The following is a 21,053-nucleotide window of genomic DNA, read 5'->3' as shown; positions in this document are numbered from 1 at the left end:
AAACTCTATGCCACCGTAGACATAGAGGGACTATTGAAAGTATTCAATAAACGTCCTCGGTAGGAAATTAAGGCTACGCCACCTACTGTCTTCGGTACAAGTTAATTATTAACCTCAACTAGCTTAGCATGCTAAACTAGTTGAGTCAAGAATTATTTTTCAGTTGGATCAATCAACGTTCTAATTCAAGAATTAGAAAGAAGCTTGGTCTACATGGATACCAGGTCCAAATGTTGTTGTAACTGTGATATTTTTCATGTATTGACCTTTAGCTGCTGATGGTTTAGCTTTCACTAATACATCATGGATTGTTGCAAAGTTTTCAACTAATTTTTCATTGTCGAATGATACTTTACCGATTGGTACATGGATGTTTCCAGCTTTGTCTACGCGGTAAGTAACTTTACCAGCTTTTACTTCGTTAACAGCTTTTGTTACGTCCATTGTTACAGTACCTGTTTTAGGGTTTGGCATTAAGCCTTTAGGTCCTAAAACACGTCCTAGACGACCAACAGTTGCCATCATATCAGGTGTAGCAACAACTACGTCAAAGTCAAACCATCCGTTTTGGATTTTTTGAACCATGTCGTCGTCACCAACGAAATCTGCACCAGCTGCTTCAGCTTCTTTTGCTTTGTCTCCTTTAGCAAAAACTAAAACAGTTTGTGTTTTACCAGTTCCGTTTGGTAATACTACAGCACCACGAATTTGTTGGTCTGCTTTTTTAGGGTCTACGTTCAAACGGTATGCAACTTCAACAGTCGCGTCAAATTTTGCAATGTTTGTTTCTTTTGCTAAAGCTACAGCCTCGGCAACAGGATAAACTTTACTTGAATCAACTTTTTTTAATGCGTCTTGCATTTTTTTGCTCTTTTTAGCCATTTTGGTTCCTCCTTGATTGTGGTTATAACGGTTGTACCTCCCACGTGTTCTATATCTTTCAATACAGAGCCAACTGAGAAGCTACTTTCTTAGGGTGTAGCGATTATTCTACAGTGATCCCCATGCTTCGTGCAGTTCCTTCAACCATGCGCATAGCTGCTTCGATATCAGCTGCGTTTAGGTCTTCCATTTTTAATTCAGCGATTTCTTTTACTTGATCGCTAGAAACTTTAGCAACTTTAGTTTTGTTTGGTTCGCCTGAACCTTTATCGATTTTTGCAGCTTTTTTCAATAATACTGCAGCTGGTGGTGTTTTTGTAACGAATGTGAATGAACGGTCTTCGTATACAGAAATAACAACCGGAATGATTAAACCTGCTTGATCAGCTGTACGAGCGTTGAATTCTTTAGTGAATCCCATGATATTGATACCCGCTTGACCTAGTGCAGGACCTACTGGTGGAGCTGGAGTTGCTTTACCTGCAGGAATTTGCAATTTAACGATTTTTTCTACTTTCTTTGCCACGAGACATACCTCCTTAAGTCCGTGATGTGGTTAATTGGAGATGCATATTTCTCCTCCCACGTTTTCACTCATAATCCTTCGATTATCAGTCAAAATAATGCATATGACAATGCACACTGATACAGTATAGCAAATATATTCTTTTTTTCAAGATTTTTTTCTGATAAATGTTTAATTTATTGCTTGAACCTCTAAAAAAAAACTAAAAATCAACAGGAAGTCCACCTCATCTTCCTTCTTTTGTGATACACTTACGCTGAAAAGAAAACAAGCGAAAATACATAAGGTATCACTACCGCTCACTCATTAGTAATTTAGAAATTTCTGCTTTCTTCTATTTAAAAATATAAAAATATTGTTCGATATATTTTCATAGCTATCATTGATGCGTTTCCTAGATTAATGCACGCTTGTGAAATATTTATTTAATTTAACTAATGTAGTTTATGGTTCAAAAATGATGAGGAAACGAGTAAGTGAGCTATACACAGTTCACTTACTTTTGCTGGGGTGTTTATCTATTTTAAAGAGGTGGAAAAATGAAAGAATTAAGATATCGTAGTGTTTTTGACATTATTGGTCCAGTCATGATCGGTCCAAGCAGCTCTCACACTGCTGGAGCTGCTCGAATCGGCAAAATCGTCCGTAGTATTTTTGGGGAACAACCAGATTCTGTGGATATCTATCTTTATGAATCATTTGCAAAAACCTATCGGGGACACGGAACAGACATCGCCTTAGTTGGTGGTTTGTTAGGCATGGAACCAGATGATGAGCGTCTGGCAGATTCACTGCAGTTAGCTTATGAAGCAGGAATGGAAGTTCTCTTTGTGCCTAAGGGTGAAAAAGCAGAGCATCCTAACTCCGTTAAACTATTGTTGAAAAAAGGAAAACGGAAACTTTCAGTCACTGGTATCTCGATTGGTGGCGGAAATATCCAAATCTCGGAATTAAACGGCTTCAAAATCTCATTAAGCATGGGAACACCGACCTTTATCATCGTTCATCAAGATGTACCTGGGATGATTGCTAAAGTAACGAATATCCTTTCAGAAACAAATACAAATATCGGTACAATGACTGTTACACGAGAATCAAAGGGTGAAAATGCCATTATGATTATCGAAGTAGATGATCCACAAGTAGATGACACTATAAGTAAACTAACGCAATTACCGAAGATCGACAGCGTTAATTATTTTGATTAAAGGAGGAAGAAAGATGTTTTTCTCTATTGAAGAGTTGGTTCGCCAAGCAGAAAATTATCCTAGTGTCGCAGAATTAATGATTGCTGTTGAAATGGAAATGAGTGGTCGTCCACGGGAACAAATCATTGCAATCATGGAAAAAAACCTCAGTGTCATGGAACAATCCATCACTGAAGGAAACGAAGGTGTAACGTCTGTGACTGGAATCACTGGCGGTGATGCCCAAAAACTAGCTCGTTACTTAAAAGAAGCCGACTTTTTAAGTGGTGAAACCATTTTGTCAGCAGTCCGCAACGCTATCGCTGTCAACGAAGTAAATGCAAAAATGGGGTTGATTTGTGCCACCCCTACAGCAGGAAGCGCTGGTGTTGTACCTGGTGTCCTCATGGCTGTCCGTGACCGATTGTCTTTGACCCACGAACAACAGATTGAGTTTCTTTTTACCGCTGGTGCCTTTGGATTAGTCATTGCCAATAACGCCTCCATCAGTGGTGCAGAAGGCGGATGCCAGGCAGAAGTTGGTTCAGCAAGTGCAATGGCCGCTGCCGCCCTAGTCTGTGCAAAAAATGGCACGCCCCATCAAGCAGCCCAAGCTATCGCAATTACGCTGAAAAACATGATGGGTCTGATTTGTGATCCTGTCGCAGGCCTCGTTGAAGTCCCTTGTGTTAAAAGAAACGCCCTCGGCTCTTCTCAGGCATTCATCTCGGCAGATATGGCCCTAGCAGGAATCGAAAGTGTCATCCCACCAGATGAAGTCGTCGCAGCGATGTATCAAGTAGGTCGTCAGATGCCAGCCATCTTTAAAGAAACGGCTGAAGGTGGTTTGGCGGTTACACCGACAGCAAAACGTTTAACAGCCGAACTCTTGAATCACTAACAATAGTTTCCTTATAAAAAATGAATAGTTATTTGTTTCATGTGAGGGTGTGTTGATTTCCCTCATCTTGAGCAATAAAAAGAGGCTCTTTTAAAATCGTTTTTCGCATTTTAAAAGAGCCTTTTTTTATTGTCAAAGAGTATTTCTATTTATAAGCCATCGTAAAAACACATGATTTACACCACCTTGCTCATGTTTGCTCATTATAGAAGAACTTTTTTTCTTTTTTTTGGAAAAATAAGGTGTTAGAGAACATTCATTTTCAAATAAAACGCTTTCTTTATTTTGTACACTTGTGGTATCAAACTAAAGGAGTGATAAAAAATGAAAAACAAAAAATTAACTTGGGGCTGTTGGTGGCTTGTCCTCTCTCTTTTGTTTACCACGATACTTCCGCCTAGCATCACGGCTTTTGCTACAGAACAAACACTTCAAGCCGCACGTAAAGAAGCGACAGTGCCTTTCACGTTGCCTAATACGCTTTCGCCACTCGAAGAACCACAAAAAATAGCAGAAATAGAAAAACTTACCTTTCAAAAAGGCTTCTCTTCGTTAACGAGTCAGCGAAACGTATTTGATAATTTGATCTTAAATGACTACTTAGATTTAATGTATGGCCCAGCGTTCCTACCGTTAAGTACTCGTTTCAATCTCGCACCGATCGCACCAATTATTCAAGCGGTCACCTTAGCAGAGTTTACTACCCCGTATCTCAAACCCGGTGCACAAGAAACCGCCCTTAGTCAAGCTTATCGTCTCACACAAAAGAAGTTGTTACGACATACCCTTGCTGTTTTTGACGAAATCATTGATCATCCAGAAAATCCTACCGATTTAGACGAATTTAGCAAAATGGAAATGGCTAGCTGGATTGCTTTACAAAACCAATTTATCGATTACTTAAATGTCAGTCCCGATCTGTCAGGCTATCAACTCATCAAAACCAAAGAAAAATTGACTTTTCGACCAAAAACAACTGATGGACAAAGTTTATTAGTTTATCTAGAGAATTCGATCAATAATTACTACCCCGGGAACATCAAAATTCCACCTAGGATCGGCTCATTACAAGAAATCACGTTTGTTCCTTCGATGTGGACCGATAAGCAAGTGAATGCTACTTTTGCATTTACTGCCTATGATCATGAGAAACAAACCTACAATAACTACAGTTCTAATACGATCAATATTGCCATCGAAACAGATTTTGATACCTTCCTTAACCAAATGGACACACCTGAGACCGTACTACAGTTCTTTTTGAATCATGCAACCGTTCAAATAGGTGCGATCCCACCAACCGATGTCGATACCGTCAATCGGACAGGAAAAGACATCACTGGAGCAATGATCAAGGAACGTGACCAGCTGATCAGCCAATTTCCAGAAACATTTTATACTAATTTCTTCCGAATCGTTGCACAAGCCAATGGGCAGGATTTAGTACTCAATCGAGAGGGCGCATTTGTTTATCGCGGGACACAAACCGTTGTGCCGATGGAACAAATTACCATCGGCTATAACCAACAAGTCATCTATTCTTTACGGAAAGTCCAGAAATTTTTTGGTATTTACGCTACATACTACGCATTAGCTGATGGTCTTTATGACGAGGAACGAACCGACGCCTTACCTAAAACCTTAAATGACGACACGGTAAATGTCTTAGAAGAAATTGGTGGCAACGTCTTAAAGAACCTACCGAATTACGAAAATACCGAATTGCGCATCAAGCAATCTGAGATGAAAATTGAACCACTGGATGTGCTTTTAGTGGCCATGTGTTTGCCGTGGAGTGAGATGCGTTCCTTATTGACCACGGTCGAACGAGGAGAACTCATCGGTGCTGTTGAAGTCGAAGAAGCACAAGCCAAAACCATTTTAGCAGCAGAAGAAGAAATCCTTCTCAAAGGGTGCCCAAATAAAGGCATCGTAGAAAAGATCCAACCGACGAAATATTTTAAACGAAAAACTCTCAATCATCTAGCGGGTGAGGTCAAACCAGGCAAAGATGGTGTTCCTAATCTGTCAGGTGCGCATTCAAGACACCCAGATTTTTATAGAAAAGAAAGCGGCATTATCTACGAACCAATCGGAGAAGTAAAAAAAGGTATGCCTTATGAAGCGAAAGTAAAATACGCAGGAAAATATAAAGAAGCTAATTCTACTGTCTTTCCCGATGATTGGGATGCAGAAAAAATCATGAAAGAAGTCGAACAAATCATTTCCGAAACGACCTTTAATGGCACCGGAAATAAACCATTCAGCGGAAAAGCAAGCAACGGTCTTTTTGAGATCCAAGGTCATGTTAACATCAAAGAAAATGGAAAAATAACGATTTCCACCGTCTATCCTCTTGTAAAAAAATAGAAAAAAGTTGGGACTTTGCTTACTCTAAGTCCCAACTTTTTTGATAGCGCCTTATTTCTGTTTGAAATTCTGCAGGAGTATATAGATGTCGCCAATAATACTTATTATAAATTTTAAACGTATGAAGGATTTTTAGGATTTCTGCCGTCAATTCTTGAGATAGTCCTAAGTATTCCGTGCTAGGGATTCCTCCTCGAAAATAGTCCCCATGGTACCCATAACCTAAGGAATAAGGGGTTGAAGCATATAAGATCGTATCCTCATAATAGACGGTATACTCTGTATCTGCTAGCCCCGCTCGTGGATCATCAGAATCATCCTCTTCTGGATCAAAAGGACACTCGGATAAAAACAGCCCATCTTCTGGGCCAAAATCAATAAAGTCCTCATGGTAGACCACGGACAAGTGCGGATCAAGCTCAGCTAATTCTTGAGCCATTTGTTCTGTGGTTCGTCGGACAAATTCAGGGTCTCGTTGTTTTGGATCAATAAAAAGGAGTGTGCGCGCCTCGTTATTTGTTTTTTCGGGGATCAAGGATACTCTACTATTGATTTTATTGATTTCTGCTTGAAATTGGGTTACTGAATAAAGATCCCGCCAGTAATGAAGATTTTGGATCTGATAATCATGGATGAGCGATAAAATCTCAGGATCAATACGTCTCATCAAAGACCAAAAGGGATCTTTATCTCTCCCTTTTCTCGTATAAGTTTTATCTATGACCTCACTATACGGTGTGATCACATAAATAGGAAACCCATTTAATCTCAAAACATATTCATAGTAAACAAAGTGTTCCATTGGATGATTCGGCACTCGTGGATCCCAATAAAGTGGAGCTAATTGGGGAAACACTTCTGGGCCATAATCAACAAAATCATCAAAATGTTCTAGTGTTAATCGTTCATCAATTGCTTGGAATTGCTTGGTTAATTTAGCAGTCATTTCTTGAATATCTTTTTGTGGTCTTCGTTGAGGATCAGGGAAAAAAACTCTCATGCTCATTTACTCCTTTCGCTAGCTTCTATCTTTTATTATTTCATAGAAAATGCTGAAACACGGGTACATTTTTCCTTATTTTTCGAAAAAAAAGTTTCTTAGAGGCTGAGCTAAAAACATTTATTATCCAAAGATTAGAAGGAAATTCTCGAAGGCGCTACTTTTGCATCTCTGTTTATTCGTTTTTATACATGCTAAAGAGCTCGGGACGACCTTTTTGTCCCAAGCTCAGCGACTATCGAATAATTAGAGGTTACTGGACTGATCTTCGTAATAAGCGCTACTTTTCTAAAAAATAGAAGGCGACTGAAAATCCAACATGCCATTCCTGCCGATTGTCATAGTTTTTTTTATGTTATATCGATAGTTAAAAAATATATTTATAGATATTTATATACTTTAACAACCTATTTTTTTCATTAGTCGATGTTCCAAAGAAACTGGCGCGTCAGGGCATCAACTTCTTTATTCTCATGAAGCATACTATGCGTTACGTTCTCCCCTGTGATCACTTTTTCTTCCACTTGATTTCCATGTTGCTTCAATAACGCATACACTGCTAAAGCGCTGCTTAATGGCACCGTCCCATCACTTAAATCCGTCTCACTCACTTGTCCTGCAATCAGCAGGATTTGTGTAGTGGTTGGCACATTGCCAATAAGTCGTTGGTAGTCTTGATAACGACTAGAAGCTATCGCTGGGCCATTAGCTAATTCATCGCTGATACTTTGCCCATTATTTTCTTCAAAGTCATTGAATGGTGCGGCAATTGCCACAAATTTATCCACCTTAGGCAACGTTTGATCTTGTCCATAAGTAGCTAGATATCGAAGACCACTGACTCCCCCCATCGAATGTCCTACCAGATTCACTTGATTGATTCCATACGTCTGTTGCAAATAAATCAAGCAGTCTTTGATCCATTCTGTTTGGTTCCATTCATTATTTTTATTATCTACAAATAGAACTTGGATCATTGGATTATCTGCTTCTTTTGAAAGTTCTCCTTCTGCCTGTACATTGCCATTGACATCAACCGTCAATGTTAATTCTTTTTTCCCACTCTCTGATGATTCCAGGCGCTGGATCATTCCTTTGAATGAATTAACTGTCCCACTATATCCATGGAAAAACAAAGTAGGGGTAGTCGATTGCGTTTCCTTTTCTTTCGTTGCTTGCGTTGTTTCAACTGTTTTAGCAGCTTCAGACGACTGACTTGTTTCTTTTGTCTGACAGCCACTTATAAAAAGAACACTGACCATCAATAAAAAGCCGACGATTCCAGACTTTCTCCAATTTTTCATTGTTTCTCCTTTCTAATTTGATCGATCCTCTGACTAGCATTCTCAATTTTCCACTGACAAATCGGCTCAAATTCCCAACCTATATTAGTGGTTATTCGTGAACAACTTGAAAAAATAAACCGAAATATTGCAAAAATAGGTTAAACAATTTTTGCAAATCTCGGTTTCAATCTTTTAGTCGTGATGCTATCTGATCGTCGCATGGATTTCTATTTAAAAATCCATCCTCAGATAGTTGAATACTTAGTCGATTTTATCTACTTGTTCAAAATCAAGTTCAGTACTTGTTTCACGACCAAACATATCAATATTAACTTTTAGTTTTTCTTTTTCTTCATCTACTTCAGTTACTTGACCTTCTAAGCCTGCAAAAGCACCTTCGATGATCTTGATTACTTCGCCAACTTCGATCTCTAGATCTGTTTGACGAAGACTCATACCGATTGAACGTAAGATGTGACTTACTTCTTCTGGCAATAATGGAGCTGGCTTACTACCTGCACCATGTGACCCTACAAATCCTGTTACACCAGGTGTATTACGTACAACATACCAAGAAGCATCTGTCATAATCATTTCTACTAAGACATAACCAGGAAATGTTTTATGAACGATTTCTTTTTCTTTTCCGTTCTTTACTTCTTTCTCAGTTTCTTCAGGAACAACTACACGAAAAATAAAGTCAGCCATTTTCATACTTTGCGCACGTGATTCGATATTTGCTTTTACTTTGTTTTCATAACCAGAGTATGTATGTAGTACATACCAATTTTTTTCAAAAGATTCCATTAAAGGCTCCTCATTTCGTTGTAAAATAAAAAAACCCCAGTTTCCCGAAGTTTTTCTTCACGTTGATTATAGCACGATATCCTTGCTTTTACTAGCGACTTATTTTAGTAAGTAAGCAAATAAGCTTTGGATCGCTGTGTCCATTACGAAAAACATCACACCAAAGATAATTGATGTTTCAATGACAACTAGTGTGTCTTTGCGTAATTGTTTGCCACTAGGCCAAGTCACTTGTTTCATTTCATCTTTTACACTTTTAATGAATTTCATTGCGGGCCCTCCTGTCCTCTATTTTGTTTCTTTATGTAATGTGTATTGATTACAATATTTACAAAATTTATTGATTTCCAAACGTTCGCCACTTTTTCCTTCACTAACCGATTTGGTATAGTTTCTAGAACCACAAACGGAACAAGCTAATGCTGCTTTCTTCTTTGCCATCCGCTCCTACCTCCTCACTGAAAATCAAAATTATACTCATTTACAGTATCATGGAAAAGATTTTCTGTCAATTCGAGATTGAATAACCTATTGTTTTATAATTAATTATGATATGATTAATTTGAAATTAAGTAAAAATGAGATACATGGAGGTAACTTTATGCTACTAAAAACACTCGTATATAAGAAAAAAGATTTAACAACTGTCACAGAAACTAGTACCTTGGAAGAAGCCTTAGCGATTCTAGAATCCTCTGGTTATCGTTGTGTGCCAATTTTAGATGCTTCAGGAAATATTTTCCGTGGAAATATTTACAAAATGCACATTTATCGTCACAAAGCGAATGGTGGAGATATGACTTTACCCGTCACCCACCTCTTGAAAAATGCAACAAAATTCATTTATTTAGATACTTCATTCTTTAAAATATTTTTTACGATCAAAGAGTTGCCTTATATCGCTGTTCTTGACAATGACAATCATTTCTACGGTATTTTGACCCACAGTACATTGCTAAACATGCTTTCACAATCTTGGAGCGTAGAACAAGGCAGCTATGTTTTAACGATTGCTTCTACTGGAAAACAAGGAGATTTAGCTACGATCGCTAAAATCATCGCAAAACATAGTAGTATCGCAAGTTGCATCACGTTAGATATTGAAAAAGAAGAATACATCCGTCGTACACTGATCACGTTACCTGCACATACAGATCAAAAAGTTTGCGACACGATCGTGAACCATCTTGAAAAGAAAAATTACAAAGTGATCGAAATCGAAAATTTACAAAACCCTGAATAAATGTGTAAAGGATCAGTCAACTTTACGACTTTACGACTTTACGATAGAAAAAAACATACTAAGATTAGCGGATAGAATCAATAACGGTTGGTTCAATCCGCTAATTTTTCAGAAATAAAAACAGTAGCTAAAGATGAATTTCTTTTAACTACTGTTATCCCTTTTTATAAATATATTTTAACTGATTAACAGGTTTTCCTCTATCTACCTATTGATCGCTATACTCTTTTTTCAAAGTCTAGGGAACGATCCAAGTAATACATCAATGGTGCAGAAATAGCCATAATGATGAACTCACTCAAAGCTAGCGTACCGTAAGTTGTCCAAAATGCTTGTCCACCAGTTGGTACCAACATGTACGCAATCAATCCCATACTAATTGTAAAGAAAAGCGTATTTAATGCTAATCTTATTTTGACATTCTTTACTTTATTTTGTAGCAAAGCAGTCAACCCCAATGAAATCAAGGTTTGTCCCCCACCATAGACCACATCTAATATACCAAAACCAAAAAATGCGTTATAGACAATGACGCCACCTAACACGCCCCAAAGTAATTTCCGGTTGAAGACTACTAAGTGATTCAAGCTTTCAGAAATACGAAATTGAATAGGTCCAGAAGAGACTGGTGCCACTAAAATCGTAAGTGCCAAATACAAAGCCATAATGATTCCATTTACTACAACGACCATCAATCGTTGGCGTTCCACCGTTTTTTGCATAAAATATTCCTCATTTCTCCTAGTTTTTTTAATGCGGGATGGTTGATGAACCGCAGCTGTCATAAGCAAGGATTCATTATAGCAGATATCCCCGCGATTTGAAACTGCTCCTACAAAAAACGTTCTCTAAATATAAGTCTTTTGCTTCCATGCTATTTATTCAAATCAGGGTGAACTTTACCTCTTATTTATGCACGGTGCTTTTTCAAAATTCCTCTTCTCTGCTATAATAGCCAAGGATAAAAAATAATGTTTGTTTTCTTAGTTTCGCTAAGACACAAACCATGTAAAATTAACGATAGAAGTTTCAGTTGCTTGTTCACTAAATGACTAAGCAAAAAATAGTTTGATCATTTTTTCTATTTTAATGAATGAGTGGAATGAGTGAGATTTACTCATCTTCTGAATCAGATGCAGGAGGTAAAAATGAATTTCCATTATTACTTATTGATCAATCCAGCTGCTGGAAGTGGTGCTGGTAAAAAAGTAGCAGAAAAAATGATTCCGCTATTTGCCGAAAAAAAGCTTCACTATTCGATCCAATACAGTGAGTATCCAGGGCATGATGCTAAAATTGCCGAAGAGTTAGCGAAAGAAACATTAGTTGAATGGACAGACGAACCACAAGAAAGCGAGTCTGAATTTCCCTTACTCGTGATCATCGGTGGTGATGGCACACTGCATCAAGTGTTAAATACCTTTTATCAACTAGATGTGGCATTTCCAGTAGCCTATATTCCCGCAGGCTCTGGCAATGATTTCGCTCGAGGGATTGGGTTACCTAGAAATGCCGAGAAAGCATTAGAAAATATCCTAAAGACGAACAAACCTCAAGAAATCAACCTCTTAACTTACGAGGAAAAAGTGAGTGACAAACAAGGTGTAGTAGTAAACAATTTTGGCATTGGCTTAGATGCGGCAATCGTCCATGCTACAAACCACTCTACTTCAAAAACAAAATTAAATAAATATAATTTAGGTTCTTTTGCTTACCTATTTTCTATCCTACGTGTCTTTTTTTGGCAAAAAGGGTTTCCAATCTTAGTGGACATTGGCGGAAAACAAATCAGTTTTGACAAAGCCTTTTTATGTACTGCAACGAACCATCCTTATTTTGGTGGCGGTGTAGCGATTGCGCCGACAGCAGAAATTGCCAAACCAACGATCGATCTAGTTGTTGTTGAACGAGTGAATTTATTCAAAATCTTGGGAATCATCTTCTTATTACTACAGAAAAAGCAAATGAAATCAAAAAATTTCCATCATTTTACTACTAGCAAATTGCGCATACTATCAACTGTTCCTCAGTATGGTCAAGAAGATGGTGAAGATAGCCAAAAACAACCTTTTGATTTGCAATTAGCTACCAAAAAGCAACTGTTTTGGTGTAACGTGTCACATTGATTTTGCCTATTTTATATACATTTTCTTCCATGGGTAAGATAACCCCATAAAAAGAGCTGTAGATATTGAAGAGACCGCAAAAGTCAGACTTGTTGGGCTAACTTTTGCGGTCTTTATCTATCTCTTGGCTCTTAAAAAATAAGTAACATTCTAATTAGGAGCGATTCAAGTGAGCCTGAGCCAAAACTTGCCTCAGGCTCTTCTAGTATCTCTAAAAACGAATAAACGGTTTTCAAACATCAGCTCCTTGAAATAAGCCTGAATTTTTCAAAACATGAGAAGCTGTTTCAAAAAATTCTTTCTTATTGTCATCAGAGCTACCCGATGTTTTCACGACCTCTGATTCACGGCGTTCAAGAAACAACTCCTCAACAATTAGCGATGATTTTCTAAAATATGAGGAGCTATTTAAAAAAATCCTCTCTTATTCGGAGCTAAACGCTTCTTTCACAGCCTCTTGCTCCATCCCAATCATTGGATCAATCCACTGTTTTTCAATCGCTTCGGTTGTTAAAATATATGTTTTTGGTAGTTGCTCTGTTGGTGCTTCTTCCATCACTTTTGATTCGACAGCCGTTTCGGTTGTGTCTTGTTCTACTGATAAAGTAAAGAGATCATCGCCAACATTTCCCTCCGTTGAATCTACGGCATTTTCTTGAGTGGCTTGTTGACTTGTCTCTGCTTTTACGGGATGAGCAGTTTCTCCCGCCTTGGTATAATTTCCTTCTTCAAAAGGATCATTACCTACAAGGGAATCTTCATAAGCGACAAGTTTCGTTCGTGTAACAAGACTCATACTGTCATTTTCTTCGATCCGTTTCTTCAATGTCGTCATTCGACTAGCCGATTCATTCGCAACGCAAGTAACGTACGCTTGTTCTTCTCCAAGTAGAATCAATAGTTCTTTACTTCTTGTGACAGCCGTGTAGAGAAGATTTCGTTGCAACATCCGTTGGTACTGATGAACCATCGGCAAAATGACCATCTTAAATTCGCTTCCTTGAGATTTATGGATCGAGCAACAATAAGAAAGGGTGATTTTATTCCATTCATTGCGTTTGTAAGTCACTTCATTCGCATCAAATTGAATCACTAATTCATCCACTTTATCTTCTGAATCTTTCGCTAACACGATCCCCGTGATCTCACCCATATCACCATTAAACACATTGAGTTCAGGTGTGTTCACTAATTGTAATACTTTATCACCGATTCGATAAACAGTCTCATTCCAGTGGACTTCTTTCCGCCCTGCACCTCCAGGGTTAAAAATCGACTGCATCATTTTGTTTAACGCATCGATTCCAGCTGGTCCACGGTACATTGGCGCCAAGACTTGGATATCTTGTGCAGTGAAGCCTTTATTTTTGGCTTTTTCAACAATCTTTGCGATTAAAGGTTCGATACTATAGGCATCGCTTCGAAAGAAAGAACGATCTTTTTGATTTTGCAAAAAATCACTTGGTAAATGACCTTCTTTGATTTCATGAGCAAGGGGGATAATACTTGATCCGTCTCCCTGCCGATAAATTTGATTCAATTCCACTTTCGGGATTTGGTCAATTCCTAATAAATCATGCAAGACTTGTCCCGGTCCGACAGAAGGTAATTGATCTTTATCTCCTACTAAAATCACTTGCATGTTGGTAGGGATGGCTTTAAATAGCGTATTAGCTAGCCATGTATCGACCATCGACATTTCATCGATGATCAACAACCCACCTTCTAATTCTTTCGTACTTACTGAAGGAGATTTTTCTCGACCATTCAAACCTAGTAGTCGATGGATCGTGCTGGCAGGTAATCCTGTCGTCTCATTCATTCGTTTGGCTGCTCGACCAGTTGGTGCAGCCAGTAGGATCGGAAAAATTTCTTGGGTATATTTGTTTGGATCTAATTCTAAGCCATTTAATTCTGCAAACAAGTTGACGATCCCATTGATAACTGTTGTTTTCCCTGTACCGGGACCCCCAGTTAAAATAAATAAAGGTGATCGGATTGCTTCCGAAATTGCTTTTTCTTGCGATTCTCCATATTGGATACCAAATATTTTTTCAATTCGCCGAATGTTTTTCTGCACTTCTTTTTCGTCATAGTTGATTTCTTTTTTCCGACTAAGTAACCGTTGGATCGAGTTACCGATCCCCCATTCTGAGAAATACAGACTATTTTCATAGAGATTGGTTTCTTCTTGTTGGATCTTACCTTCTTCCACAAGTTGAATAATGACCGTCGCCACTTGATCAGGTTGGATCTCAATTGGTCGACTGGTTTCCAGAATTTTGATTGTTTGATGAAGAAGCGTTTCAGCTGGTACATATGTATCGCCAGTTTGAACAGCATGTTGAAAAATCTGATGTAAAACTGCAGCTCGAATCCGTCTTGGTGAATCAGCCGCGATCCCTAATTGTTCTGCAAGATTATCTGCTCTTTTAAAGCCGATTCCTTCCACATCTTCGACTAACTGATAGGGGTTTTCCTGGATGATATCTAAAGCTTCATTTTTATATGCTTGATAGATACTAAAAGCTAACTGACTACCAAAGCCATAACGATTCAAGCCCATGATCACTTGATCCATCCCATGGTTCAAACGAATCGTCTCAACGATCATGTCTCTTTTGGCTTGATTCAAGCCTGCGATTTGTTCTAATACGGACGGCTCTTCGATGATTTTTTCAATCGCTTCTTCACCTAGTTGCTCCACGATCTTCTCAGCTGTTTTCTTGCCAATCCCAGGAAATTTTTCACTGGATAGATAACCCACGATCCCGTTGACTGTTGTTGGTTTCTCCTGCTCATAACGTTCAACCTTTAACTGTCGCCCATATTTAGGATGATCGACTAATTCGCCGTAAAAACGATAAAGCTCATTTTCTTGGATCTCACCAAAGCTTCCAGTGACCACAATTTCTTTTTCACGATAGTCAGCTGTTGTTTCAGTGAGCCGAACCAACAGTACTTTATAAAAATTACTTGGATTTTGAAAAAAGATTGCGGCAACTGTACCAACAAAATAAGGCATTTCTTCTGGCTGCATCTTGCCGCCTCCTTTCCAATTAGAGTAATGGTTCTGGTTTTGTCTCTTTTCCTAAAAAGTCAATTTCGTTCCAAACTTTTAATTCATAAGGCAACAAATTGTTGGGTTCTCCTGTTTCTAAAATCGTCAAACTACTATTATATAAGCCACCCATTTCTCTTAGTTGACTCAGTTTTTTTCCTGTCAACCATTGGATCGCCGCAGTTAATGATGCCCCATGTCCAACAAACAAGATCGGTCCATCATGTAAAGCAACGGCATCAGCCACAGCTGTTTCAATACGAGTAATGGCACATTCGATCGCTTCTCCTTTAAAAGGTGTCGGATCATAACGATCTAAGTGGTTACGTAGATTGGGAAGGTTTTCCGGATATCGTTCGTACATTTCATCAATTGATTGACCTTCTAATTCTCCTAAACCCAATTCTCTTAATTTATCAGTATAAATAATTTCGACTGGATGCGCTAATTCTTGGTTGATCCCTTCGGCTGTGTCACGGGCACGCTTAGCGGTACTTGAATAGATTGCTTTAAATGGTACATACTTCACTTTTTTACCAAATGCTTTGATTTCCTCATAGCTTTCAGGTAAAAGTGGTGAGTCGCCTTGGCTTCCTTGAAAACGGCGTTCGAGATTCCATTGTGTTTTTCCATGTCGGGTAAAATATAATTCCATTTATATCGGACTCCTTATAGGCTCATTTAGACAAAGATGATGCTACTATTTTATAAAATTTGTTCCTTAAAAACAAAGAACTCCTTCAATAAAAAGTCCTTGTGATTATTCGTATTGAATCAGAATACTTGATAAATGACCTCTTGATAAACGGTATTTTCCAAGTTGATTCTGTGCATTAAGTCCAAACCAAGTAAAACATGAAAAGCTGTTTTTCTTTGTTTCTCCTTAATGCTTGAATCAGAGCACTTGGAAAATGACCTCTAGTCTAGTTTATCATTTTCATAATGGTGCGTTAACTCTAAATTAGGAAATCCTTGTTGGCGCAATGCTTCATAGACGATCATTGCAGCCGTATTTGAGAGATTCAATGAACGGACATGTTCGTCATTCATTGGGATTCTTAAACATTTTTCTTCATTTTCACGCATAAATTCTTCAGGTAAACCTGTTGTCTCCTTGCCGAATAAAAAGAAATGGTCTTCTCCATCAGCAAAATTTTCGTCACTATATACTTTATGGGCAAACTTCGATACCAAATGAAGTTTACGTTCCCCTAAATAAGCCATAAAAGCATCTAAATTTTGATGATAGGTAATATTGACATCGTTCCAATAATCCAATCCTGCACGTTTTAGATGTTTATCATCTGTTGAAAATCCTAACGGTTCAATCAAGTGCAAGGGCGTATTGGTTGCTGCACAAGTTCGGGCAATGTTTCCAGTATTTGCTGGAATCAATGGTTCAAATAAAACGATATGGTTCATTAAGATCCATCCTCTCATCTATATGTTAACTAACTAGTAGTGATTTTGGCATAAAAAAAAACGTATCAACTCGGTGTCAGTCACTGCGAGTCGTTACGTTAGTGAAGCTCTTCTCACTAACTTTTATCAGAACAGGAACCTGATAAAAACCAATGAAAAAACAACTTGTCGTTACTATATCATCAACAAACTCTTTTTGCAACCTTTAGAAATGAATAATTTCATTGCAATCGTTTTCTCTTATTTCCTTTTAATAATTCTACGTCAATTGTAATCTTTTTCAAAGGATTCTGGTACACACGCTCTTTGACGTCTTGACTGACTTGCCATTCGAGCGGAGACATCGCTAACAAATCTTGCCGATTTTTTTCTGGGATATCAAATTCGTAGGTAACACGCCGACGTTCAGTCAATTCTAGGGACTCCGCAAACTTAGCCACCACTCGTTCATTTGAATACTGTTGTTTCTCAGGCTGGTCTGGATAAAACGCTTGGCGTAATTCTTTTAAATAATCTTGTTGCGGAACGATTTTCAAGACTTCCCCATCATCGGTTAGCACACGTTGAAATTCTTTATAGTGAGAAGGCGAAAAAATATTTAGAATTGTAGTAAATGTTTGGTCTTCAAAAGGAAGATTGGTTAAATCTGCTACACACCAAAACGCCTCGACCGGCTGAGCAGTAGCCGCATAAACACCTTCTTTAGAAAGATCAAAACCTACGGCCTTTTTCAACGGTTGCAGTCGTGCTAATTCATTTAAAAAGCTTCCTTCGCCACAGCCAACATCTAAGACCTCTGATCCCTGCGATACTTGTTGTGCTAACAAGTCGATCACAGGCTGATACATCCCTGCTTGGATCATTCTACGTCTGGGATCAAACATACTCTGATCATATTCCGTTTTTACCCCATGAGATAAAAAGTAAAGCGTGCCTTTTTTGGATAAGTCGAAGCGATGGTTCTGATGACAAACCAAACCGTTCTCAGTGACTGCTACTCCAGCATGGCAAAGTGGGCATCGGAACAGCTGTTGATTTCCCTTTAAAAATTGGCGACCTTGATCAATTTTTTTTAACATTTTTTTTGCTCATTTCTTGTTTTAATCGTTGAATATTGCTTTATTCCCTTTTCATCTTACCGTTAGAAGAAAACTTTAGCAACTACAAAAAATATGGTACAATTTTAGAAGAAGAAGGCGAATGATAAAGGAGCAGGCAAATGATCAAAGAATTTTGTGCAGAAAATTATACTTCCATTCCTCTAGCAATTGCTAAGGGAGCAAAACGGATCGAATTATGCGATAACTTAGCTGCTGGCGGAACCACACCTAGCACCGGAGTGATCGAAGAAGTTTTAAGCTATGCCAATGAAAAAGAAGTACCTGTAATGACAATTATCCGACCACGAGGTGGCGATTTTGTCTATAATGATATTGAATTAAAGATCATGCATACTGATTTAATCGAAGCGAAGAAATTAGGTACAGATGGCGTAGTTATAGGCTGTTTGACTCCTTCAAATTGGATCGATGAAGAGGCAATGGAATTATTGATCGAAACCTCAGAAGGTCTACAAATCACGTTCCACATGGCTTTTGATTGTATCCCGCAGGAACGGCAATTTGAAGCGATTGATTGGCTGGTTGAACACGGTGTAGACCGGATTTTAACTCATGGTGGAGATGCGAACGCACCAATTGAAGCCAATTTTGACCATTTAAAAAAATTGATTGCTTATGCTGACGGACGTCTGATCATCTTACCTGGTGGCAAGATCGATTACAAAAATGCAGAACATGTTGCCAAAGAACTAGGCGTGAATGAAGTTCATGGAACAAAGATCGTTTCATTCGACTAAATTTTTTTCTAGTAATAATAAAAACGTAAGAAGCAAGTTGATTACTTTGCTCCTTACGTTTTTTATTTTTATCACAGACTTGTTTCACCATCTCAAAAGGAATGGCTACATAAAATACCCCATAAACAATGAAGCGATGTTGAAATAGATCAAGACACTAGTCAAATCGCTCAAGGTGGTAATAAAAGGACCACTAGCCACGGCAGGATCAAACCCTAAGCGATCCATCAACATCGGAATCAAGCTTCCTGCCAAGTTGGCTACAGTAATCGCAAATAACATGGCAATCCCAATCACAAAGCCTAAAATAAAGTTATGTTTCCAAATTCCTACAATCAAAAAGATCGTCAAGCCAGTGATTGCCCCTGTCACAAGTCCTGTGAGTACTTCAGCTAGAATCAAACGGACAAAACCAGCATCTTTGTCGTCAGAAACAGCCAAACGGCGAACTGCAACCGCCAATGATTGGGTGCCAGCATTCCCCGCAGTTCCGGTGATCAACGAAATGAAGACGGCTAAAATACTTGCTTCACTCACCAGTTCTTCGTAATGGCTGATCAACGAAGCCGTAGACATCCCTAAAAATAATAAGGTGATCAACCAAGGAAGACGTCTAGCAGCTGACTTCACGGGATTTTCATTGATTTCCTCAACATTGACCCCTGCCAAACCAGAATAATCACTTGCAGCCTCATCATCAATAACATCAATAATATCATCAACTGTTACGATCCCCAGTAGATGGTCATCGTAATCTGTTACGGGTAATGCTAGAAAGTCATAATCACGAAAGGTTTGCGCGACATCTTCTTGGTCATCTCCCACATGGACGGATAACACACGTTCGCTCATCAAGTCAGAGATCATTGCATCATCATCATTAACGATCAAATCCCGCAATGAAATAACTCCAACCAATTGTTCTTCTTGATTGACGACATAGATATAGTAAATGGTTTCAGCTACATCTGCTTCGTTTTTTAAGACATACATCGCAGAACGAACCGTTTGATTCGCCACGATCGAAACAAATTCTGTCGTCATGATCGCGCCAGCTGTTTCATCTTCATAGTGTAATAACTCTTTGATTTCACTAGCATCGTCAGCAGTCATTAAACTTAAATATTTAGCGACTTGTTTTTTATCTAAGGTATTTAGCAAATCTACCGCATTATCGGTATACATCTCTGAAAGCATTTCTGCAGCATAACTCGGACGCATTTCAGCTAAATACTCTTTCATATATTCATTGTCTTCTTCAATCACATCAAACATATCTGCCAATTCTTTAGGAGATAAGTAGGAATAGATCAGTTGACGATCCTCTTCGTTCAGAGATTGATAGAATTGCCCCTGCTCGTAAATATGCATTTCCAGGAAACTATTTCTAAATTCCTGTAGGTTATTTTCTCTTAAATCCTGTAGTAACTGGGCAAATCGTTCCTCTAGTTCTTGATTTTCATCCAACTCTATCTCACCTCACCCTAACTTTCAAAATGCTGGAGAACAGTCGCCATATCTTTAGCCAAAGGCTGTTTAAATTCCAATCGTTCCTGTGTAAAAGGATGATCAAAACGCAGGTCGTAACAATGTAAAGCTTGTCTTGCTATTCCAAGATCCATACGCCCACCATACATTTCATCTCCTAATAGCGCACAGCCAATTTCTGAAAAATGAACTCTGATTTGATGGGTTCTCCCCGTATGCAGTTGGATATCTACCAAAGCAACCTCTGCGGTGTTTTTCGTTAACCAATATTCGGTTTGTGCGCTTCGCCCAGCTGTCGAAACCATCCGTTTCAGTAAAGAAGATTGGTCTCTCGCAATTGGAAGGTCAATCCAGCCGTGGGGTGCCAATTTAGTTATTTCGCCACTCACAAGTGCTTGGTATTTCTTCACAAATCGTTTTTCTCGAAGCTGTACATCTAACTTTGCATGAGCAAAGCCATGTTTGGCAAACAACATCAACCCAGAAGTATCCCGATCTAGTCTTGTCACCACATGAATAACTTGATTTTCGTAACCTTGTCGTTTGTAATAAGCTTTTACTCGATTAGCCATCGTATAGTTTGGATGATATTGTGCTGGAATCGAAGAGATGCCAGCTGGTTTATTCACAACTAAAAGATGTTCATCTTCGTAAACGATCTCGATCGGTGTTTCATCTAAAAGCACCGTTTCATGTTCGCCTTCTGCTGGAATGACAATCGTTACCTTATCATTGTACGATAGAGAAAACAAGACATTTTCAGTTTGACCATTTACTTTGATCTCGCCACCTTGAAATTTGATTTTCGCTAACAAACCTTTAGAAATTCCTTTTTCTTTTAAAAAATATTTTATCTGCTGCGGATGATTTTTTTCATACGTCCACACAAATTCCAT

General features: G+C 38.5%; 20 protein-coding genes and 1 other annotated feature (1 of these 21 only partly in view). Of the genes, 6 read left to right on the top strand and 14 right to left on the bottom strand.

Features of this window, described 5'->3' with window-relative positions; translation table 11 throughout:
* Positions 1 to 113: a sequence feature (ribosomal protein L10 leader region), on the bottom strand; it reaches 13 nt to the left of the window's first position.
* 79 nt (positions 114 to 192) lie between these two features.
* Positions 193 to 882 carry a 50S ribosomal protein L1 gene (rplA, locus tag IGJ23_RS01890; protein ID WP_010720150.1) on the bottom strand — a complete coding sequence of 230 codons (690 nt, stop codon included), beginning with the start codon at positions 880 to 882 and terminating at the stop codon, positions 193 to 195.
* A 103-nt stretch (positions 883 to 985) separates the two neighbouring features.
* The gene (rplK, locus tag IGJ23_RS01885) at positions 986 to 1,408 is read right to left on the bottom strand and encodes a 50S ribosomal protein L11 (protein ID WP_010720151.1); all 423 of its coding nucleotides are present in this window, start codon (positions 1,406 to 1,408) and stop codon (positions 986 to 988) included.
* Between the two features lie 539 nt (positions 1,409 to 1,947).
* On the opposite strand from rplK, the gene sdaAB reads away from it, so the two are divergent.
* The 3 genes from sdaAB to IGJ23_RS01870 all read left to right on the top strand — a co-directional run bounded on the left by sdaAB (position 1,948) and on the right by IGJ23_RS01870 (position 5,866).
* Entirely contained in the window at positions 1,948 to 2,616 is a 669-nt protein-coding gene (gene sdaAB / locus IGJ23_RS01880) for an L-serine ammonia-lyase, iron-sulfur-dependent subunit beta (RefSeq protein WP_010720152.1), read from the top strand.
* Positions 2,617 to 2,629: 13 nt separating this feature from the next.
* Positions 2,630 to 3,496: an L-serine ammonia-lyase, iron-sulfur-dependent, subunit alpha gene (sdaAA, locus tag IGJ23_RS01875; protein WP_063626532.1), complete on the top strand. Its 867-nt coding sequence runs from the start codon at positions 2,630 to 2,632 to the stop codon at positions 3,494 to 3,496.
* Between the two features lie 324 nt (positions 3,497 to 3,820).
* Positions 3,821 to 5,866 carry an EndoU domain-containing protein gene (locus IGJ23_RS01870; protein WP_207432749.1) on the top strand — a complete coding sequence of 682 codons (2,046 nt, stop codon included), beginning with the start codon at positions 3,821 to 3,823 and terminating at the stop codon, positions 5,864 to 5,866.
* A 19-nt stretch (positions 5,867 to 5,885) separates the two neighbouring features.
* On the opposite strand, the gene IGJ23_RS01865 is transcribed toward IGJ23_RS01870, so the two are convergent.
* The 5 genes from IGJ23_RS01865 to rpmG all read right to left on the bottom strand — a co-directional run bounded on the left by IGJ23_RS01865 (position 5,886) and on the right by rpmG (position 9,400).
* A complete protein-coding gene (locus tag IGJ23_RS01865) occupies positions 5,886 to 6,866 on the bottom strand; it encodes a hypothetical protein (protein ID WP_207432747.1) in 981 nt (326 codons plus the stop codon).
* A 419-nt stretch (positions 6,867 to 7,285) separates the two neighbouring features.
* Positions 7,286 to 8,170 carry an alpha/beta fold hydrolase gene (locus tag IGJ23_RS01860; protein WP_438774557.1) on the bottom strand — a complete coding sequence of 295 codons (885 nt, stop codon included), beginning with the start codon at positions 8,168 to 8,170 and terminating at the stop codon, positions 7,286 to 7,288.
* 243 nt (positions 8,171 to 8,413) lie between these two features.
* Positions 8,414 to 8,959: a transcription termination/antitermination protein NusG gene (gene nusG / locus IGJ23_RS01855; RefSeq protein ID WP_010720157.1), complete on the bottom strand. Its 546-nt coding sequence runs from the start codon at positions 8,957 to 8,959 to the stop codon at positions 8,414 to 8,416.
* A 99-nt stretch (positions 8,960 to 9,058) separates the two neighbouring features.
* Positions 9,059 to 9,229 (bottom strand): preprotein translocase subunit SecE, encoded by a 171-nt coding sequence (gene secE / locus IGJ23_RS01850; RefSeq protein WP_010720158.1) that lies wholly within the window; start codon positions 9,227 to 9,229, stop codon positions 9,059 to 9,061.
* A gap of 18 nt (positions 9,230 to 9,247) precedes the next feature.
* A complete protein-coding gene (gene rpmG, locus IGJ23_RS01845; RefSeq protein WP_002294578.1) occupies positions 9,248 to 9,400 on the bottom strand; it encodes a 50S ribosomal protein L33 in 153 nt (50 codons plus the stop codon).
* A gap of 160 nt (positions 9,401 to 9,560) precedes the next feature.
* Here rpmG and cbpA point away from each other — a divergent pair, with 160 nt between their 5' ends.
* Positions 9,561 to 10,202, top strand: coding sequence for a cyclic di-AMP binding protein CbpA (cbpA, locus tag IGJ23_RS01840; RefSeq protein ID WP_010738510.1), 642 nt, complete (start codon positions 9,561 to 9,563; stop codon positions 10,200 to 10,202).
* A gap of 218 nt (positions 10,203 to 10,420) precedes the next feature.
* Here cbpA and IGJ23_RS01835 read toward each other — a convergent pair whose 3' ends face one another.
* The gene (locus IGJ23_RS01835; RefSeq protein WP_010720160.1) at positions 10,421 to 10,924 is read right to left on the bottom strand and encodes a QueT transporter family protein; all 504 of its coding nucleotides are present in this window, start codon (positions 10,922 to 10,924) and stop codon (positions 10,421 to 10,423) included.
* 426 nt (positions 10,925 to 11,350) lie between these two features.
* Between IGJ23_RS01835 and IGJ23_RS01830 the strand changes: the two genes are divergently transcribed.
* Positions 11,351 to 12,328, top strand: coding sequence for a diacylglycerol/lipid kinase family protein (locus IGJ23_RS01830; RefSeq protein ID WP_160231781.1), 978 nt, complete (start codon positions 11,351 to 11,353; stop codon positions 12,326 to 12,328).
* Between the two features lie 424 nt (positions 12,329 to 12,752).
* Here the strand turns inward: IGJ23_RS01830 and recD2 are convergent, their stop codons facing one another.
* The 4 genes from recD2 to IGJ23_RS01810 form a co-directional block, all read right to left on the bottom strand.
* On the bottom strand, positions 12,753 to 15,368 hold the full coding sequence (gene recD2 / locus IGJ23_RS01825) for an SF1B family DNA helicase RecD2 (RefSeq protein ID WP_438774556.1): 2,616 nt from the start codon (positions 15,366 to 15,368) through the stop codon (positions 12,753 to 12,755).
* Positions 15,369 to 15,387: 19 nt separating this feature from the next.
* Entirely contained in the window at positions 15,388 to 16,044 is a 657-nt protein-coding gene (locus IGJ23_RS01820; RefSeq protein ID WP_034699484.1) for a histidine phosphatase family protein, read from the bottom strand.
* 263 nt (positions 16,045 to 16,307) lie between these two features.
* Positions 16,308 to 16,811, bottom strand: a complete 504-nt coding sequence (gene trmL / locus IGJ23_RS01815; RefSeq protein WP_010720164.1) for a tRNA (uridine(34)/cytosine(34)/5-carboxymethylaminomethyluridine(34)-2'-O)-methyltransferase TrmL — start codon at positions 16,809 to 16,811, stop codon at positions 16,308 to 16,310.
* Positions 16,812 to 17,032: 221 nt separating this feature from the next.
* Complete coding sequence (locus IGJ23_RS01810; RefSeq protein ID WP_010720165.1) at positions 17,033 to 17,890, bottom strand: methyltransferase domain-containing protein; 858 nt, start codon at positions 17,888 to 17,890, stop codon at positions 17,033 to 17,035.
* Between the two features lie 140 nt (positions 17,891 to 18,030).
* On the opposite strand from IGJ23_RS01810, the gene IGJ23_RS01805 reads away from it, so the two are divergent.
* Positions 18,031 to 18,669 carry a copper homeostasis protein CutC gene (locus tag IGJ23_RS01805; RefSeq protein ID WP_438774555.1) on the top strand — a complete coding sequence of 213 codons (639 nt, stop codon included), beginning with the start codon at positions 18,031 to 18,033 and terminating at the stop codon, positions 18,667 to 18,669.
* A gap of 105 nt (positions 18,670 to 18,774) precedes the next feature.
* On the opposite strand, the gene mgtE is transcribed toward IGJ23_RS01805, so the two are convergent.
* Both mgtE and IGJ23_RS01795 read right to left on the bottom strand, forming a co-directional pair.
* Positions 18,775 to 20,136, bottom strand: coding sequence for a magnesium transporter (gene mgtE, locus IGJ23_RS01800; RefSeq protein ID WP_034699476.1), 1,362 nt, complete (start codon positions 20,134 to 20,136; stop codon positions 18,775 to 18,777).
* A 17-nt stretch (positions 20,137 to 20,153) separates the two neighbouring features.
* Complete coding sequence (locus tag IGJ23_RS01795) at positions 20,154 to 21,053, bottom strand: RluA family pseudouridine synthase (RefSeq protein ID WP_438774554.1); 900 nt, start codon at positions 21,051 to 21,053, stop codon at positions 20,154 to 20,156.

Source organism: Enterococcus sp. DIV1682a, from assembly GCF_051711005.1.
Taxonomy (GTDB): Bacteria; Bacillota; Bacilli; order Lactobacillales; family Enterococcaceae; genus Enterococcus_B; species Enterococcus_B hirae.
The sequence above is the reverse complement of the archived record's forward strand: the minus strand, read 5'-3'. Positions and strand labels throughout refer to the sequence as shown.

Bases quoted from the DNA above. Each gene is read 5' to 3' on its own strand.
- rplA (WP_010720150.1), bottom strand. From the start codon at position 882: ATGGCTAAAAAGAGCAAAAAAATGCAAGACGCATTAAAAAAAGTTGAT.
- sdaAB (WP_010720152.1), top strand. From the start codon at position 1,948: ATGAAAGAATTAAGATATCGTAGTGTTTTTGACATTATTGGTCCAGTC.
- sdaAA (WP_063626532.1), top strand. From the start codon at position 2,630: ATGTTTTTCTCTATTGAAGAGTTGGTTCGCCAAGCAGAAAATTATCCT.
- IGJ23_RS01870 (WP_207432749.1), top strand. From the start codon at position 3,821: ATGAAAAACAAAAAATTAACTTGGGGCTGTTGGTGGCTTGTCCTCTCT.
- IGJ23_RS01865 (WP_207432747.1), bottom strand. From the start codon at position 6,866: ATGAGAGTTTTTTTCCCTGATCCTCAACGAAGACCACAAAAAGATATT.
- IGJ23_RS01860 (WP_438774557.1), bottom strand. From the start codon at position 8,170: ATGAAAAATTGGAGAAAGTCTGGAATCGTCGGCTTTTTATTGATGGTC.
- nusG (WP_010720157.1), bottom strand. From the start codon at position 8,959: ATGGAATCTTTTGAAAAAAATTGGTATGTACTACATACATACTCTGGT.
- secE (WP_010720158.1), bottom strand. From the start codon at position 9,229: ATGAAATTCATTAAAAGTGTAAAAGATGAAATGAAACAAGTGACTTGG.
- rpmG (WP_002294578.1), bottom strand. From the start codon at position 9,400: ATGGCAAAGAAGAAAGCAGCATTAGCTTGTTCCGTTTGTGGTTCTAGA.
- cbpA (WP_010738510.1), top strand. From the start codon at position 9,561: ATGCTACTAAAAACACTCGTATATAAGAAAAAAGATTTAACAACTGTC.
- IGJ23_RS01835 (WP_010720160.1), bottom strand. From the start codon at position 10,924: ATGCAAAAAACGGTGGAACGCCAACGATTGATGGTCGTTGTAGTAAAT.
- IGJ23_RS01830 (WP_160231781.1), top strand. From the start codon at position 11,351: ATGAATTTCCATTATTACTTATTGATCAATCCAGCTGCTGGAAGTGGT.
- recD2 (WP_438774556.1), bottom strand. From the start codon at position 15,368: ATGCAGCCAGAAGAAATGCCTTATTTTGTTGGTACAGTTGCCGCAATC.
- IGJ23_RS01820 (WP_034699484.1), bottom strand. From the start codon at position 16,044: ATGGAATTATATTTTACCCGACATGGAAAAACACAATGGAATCTCGAA.
- trmL (WP_010720164.1), bottom strand. From the start codon at position 16,811: ATGAACCATATCGTTTTATTTGAACCATTGATTCCAGCAAATACTGGA.
- IGJ23_RS01810 (WP_010720165.1), bottom strand. From the start codon at position 17,890: ATGTTAAAAAAAATTGATCAAGGTCGCCAATTTTTAAAGGGAAATCAA.
- IGJ23_RS01805 (WP_438774555.1), top strand. From the start codon at position 18,031: ATGATCAAAGAATTTTGTGCAGAAAATTATACTTCCATTCCTCTAGCA.
- IGJ23_RS01795 (WP_438774554.1), bottom strand. From the start codon at position 21,053: ATGGAATTTGTGTGGACGTATGAAAAAAATCATCCGCAGCAGATAAAA.